Origin of the sequence: Actinomadura sp. 6N118, assembly GCF_044326415.1 — a bacterium.
Lineage (GTDB): Bacteria > Actinomycetota > Actinomycetes > Streptosporangiales > Streptosporangiaceae > Spirillospora.
Genome location: NZ_JBIRAZ010000061.1, coordinates 1 through 2,853, shown reverse-complemented (window position 1 = coordinate 2,853; position 2,853 = coordinate 1). Strand labels below are relative to the sequence as shown.

Below are 2,853 nucleotides of genomic sequence, written 5' to 3'. Positions count from 1 at the left end.
CTGCCCGCCCTCCTGCTCGGCGGCGAGGTGCCCGACGATCCGGACGCCGCGCTGGCCGGCTGGCAGAAGGCGCTCGCGCTGCCCACCGTCCGCGGCCTGGTCATCGGCCGGAGCTTGCTTTACCCGCGCGGCGGCGACGTCGCCGCGGCCGTCGACGCCGCGGCAGGGTTGCTGTGAACGGCGCGACCCATGTCACCCCGGAGAACGCAGGCTGGACGTACTCGGGTCTGCGCGTCCTGGCACTCGGACCCGGTGAGGAGATCACCCTGGAGACCGGCGAGGCCGAGACGCTGGTACTCCCGCTCGCCGGCTCGTGCATGGTGACGGTCGGCGTTCCGGCCGACGAGGTCGCGGTGACCTTCAACCTGCGGGGCCGCCGGGATGTGTTCTCCCGGGTGACCGACTTCGCCTACGCGCCGCGCGACGCCACCCTGATGATCTCCTCCCGCGAGGGCGGCCGGTTCGCGCTGCCGTCCGCCCGTTGCGACAACCGCCTGCCGCCCCGCTACGGTCCCGCCGACAAGGTGCCGGTCGAACTGCGCGGCGCCGGGCAGGCCGCCCGCCAGGTCAACAACTTCTGCACGCCCGAGGCGTTCGAGGCGGACCGGCTGATCGCGTGTGAGGTCCTGACGCCCGGCGGCAACTGGTCGTCCTACCCGCCGCACAAGCACGACGAGCCGACCGCGGCCGAGGCCGTCCTGGAGGAGATCTACTACTTCGAGGTCGCCGCGAACCCGGGCGGCGGACCGGGAATGGCCTACCAGCGGGTGTACGGGACGCCCGACCGGCCCATCGACATCCTCGAAGAGGTGCGGACCGGCGACACGGTGCTGATACCGCACGGCTGGCACGGCCCGTCCATGGCCGTCCCGGGCCACGACCTCTACTACCTGAACGTGATGGCCGGGCCCGGAGCCGAACGGGCCTGGCTGATCTGCGACGATCCGGCGCACGCCTGGATCCGCGACACCTGGCCGGGACAGCCGGCCGGCCCGAGGCTGCCGATGACCTCGGCCGCCGGATGCGAGGGGGAACGATGACCGCGACCCAGCGGCTGACCGTCGGGCAGGCCATCGTGGTCTTCCTGGCCAACCAGTGGACCGAACGCGACGGGGAACGGCGCCGCTTCTTCGCGGGCTGCTTCGGGATCTTCGGCCACGGCAACGTCGCGGGCCTCGGCCAGGCGCTCCTGGAGCGCGCCGCTGACCTGCCGTACCGCTCCGCGCGTAACGAACAGGCCATGGTCCACGCGGCCGTCGGCTACGCCCGGATGAACGACCGGCTCAGCGCGTACGCCTGCACGACCTCCGTCGGGCCCGGCGCGACCAACATGGTGACCGGCGCGGCACTCGCGACGATCAACCGGATTCCGGTGTTGCTGCTCCCGGGCGACGTCTTCGCCACCCGCACCGCCAACCCCGTTCTCCAGGAACTCGAGGACGCGCGTTCCTACGACGTCTCGGTGAACGACTGCTTCAAACCCGTCTCCAAGTACTGGGATCGCGTCAACCGGCCCGAACAACTCCCTGCCGCGCTCCTCGCCGCGATGCGGGTGCTGACCGACCCGGCCGAGACAGGCGCGGTGACGCTGGCGCTGCCCCAGGACGTCCAGGCCGAGGCCTACGACTGGCCGGCGGAACTGTTCACCGAACGGATCTGGCGAATCCCGCGCCAGGCCGCCGAGCCCCCTGTTCTCGCGGAAGCCGCCGCGCTCCTGCGGGACGCACGGCGCCCCCTGATCGTCGCGGGCGGCGGCGTCATCTACTCGGGCGCGACAGAGGAGCTGAGCGCGTTCGCCTCGGAAACCGGCATCCCGGTGGCCGAGACGCAGGCGGGCAAGGGCTCCCTCTCCTGGGACCACCCGGCCTCGGTCGGCGCGATCGGCGCGACGGGCACCACTGCCGCGAACGCGCTCGCCCGCGACGCCGACGTGATCCTCGGGATCGGCACCCGGTACAGCGACTTCACCACCGCCTCACGCACCCTCTTCGCCAACCCGGGCGTCCGCTTCGTCAACCTGAACGTCGCGACGCTGGACGCCGTCAAGCACTCGGGCGTCCCCCTGACCGCCGACGCCCGCGCCGGCCTCGCGGACCTCCGCACCGCGCTGGCCGGTCACACGGTGGCGGCGTCCTACCGGCGAGAGAGCGCGGCGTTGACCGCCCGGTGGAACGACGCCGTCGCCCGTGCCCAGGCCGCCGGGCACGGGCCCATCCCGTCCCAGCCAGAGCTCATCGGCATCGTCAACGAGGTGAGCGAGCCACGCGACGTCGTGGTCTGCGCGGCCGGCTCGTTGCCGGGCGACCTGCACAAGCTGTGGCGGACCCGCGATCCCAAGGGCTACCACGTCGAGTACGGCTACTCCTGCATGGGCTACGAGATCGCCGGCGGCCTCGGGGTGAAGCTCGCCGATCCGTCCCGCGAGGTGTTCGTCCTGGTAGGGGACGGCTCGTACCTGATGATGGCGCAGGAACTGGTCACCGCCGTGGCCGACGGAGTCAAGCTCGTCGTCGTCCTCGTTCAGAACCACGGTTTCGCGTCCATCGGCAACCTGTCGGAGTCGGTCGGCGCGCAACGCTTCGGCACGAGCTTCCGCCTGCCCGGCGACCTGGCCGCGAGTGCCGCCGCGATGGGCGCCGACGTGCTGCGCGCCACCACCGCCGCAGAGTTCCGCACCGCGCTGCGCAAGGCCCGCGACGCCGCCCACACGACCGTTGTCCACGTCGAGACGGACCCGCTCGTCCAGGCGCCCGGCAGTGAGGCCTGGTGGGACGTCCCGGTCGCGGAGGTCTCCACTCTGGAATCCACCGCACAGGCCCACTCCCGCTACGCCGAAGCCAAGAAGGCGCAGCG

3 protein-coding genes are annotated in these 2,853 nt (G+C 72.2%); all 3 read left to right on the top strand.

Going from position 1 to position 2,853, the window contains the following annotated elements:
* Nucleotides 1–27 precede the first annotated feature (27 nt).
* The gene (locus tag ACH34W_RS55315) at nucleotides 28–177 is read left to right on the top strand and encodes a hypothetical protein (RefSeq protein ID WP_395969344.1); all 150 of its coding nucleotides are present in this window, start codon (nucleotides 28–30) and stop codon (nucleotides 175–177) included.
* Nucleotides 174–1,040 carry a 5-deoxy-glucuronate isomerase gene (gene iolB / locus ACH34W_RS55310; RefSeq protein WP_395969343.1) on the top strand — a complete coding sequence of 289 codons (867 nt, stop codon included), beginning with the start codon at nucleotides 174–176 and terminating at the stop codon, nucleotides 1,038–1,040. The genes ACH34W_RS55315 and iolB overlap by 4 nt, the downstream gene beginning before the upstream one ends.
* Nucleotides 1,037–2,853, top strand: a 1,817-nt coding sequence (iolD, locus tag ACH34W_RS55305; RefSeq protein ID WP_395969342.1) for a 3D-(3,5/4)-trihydroxycyclohexane-1,2-dione acylhydrolase (decyclizing), incomplete at its 3' end; no start/stop codon positions are given. The genes iolB and iolD, both read left to right, overlap by 4 nt.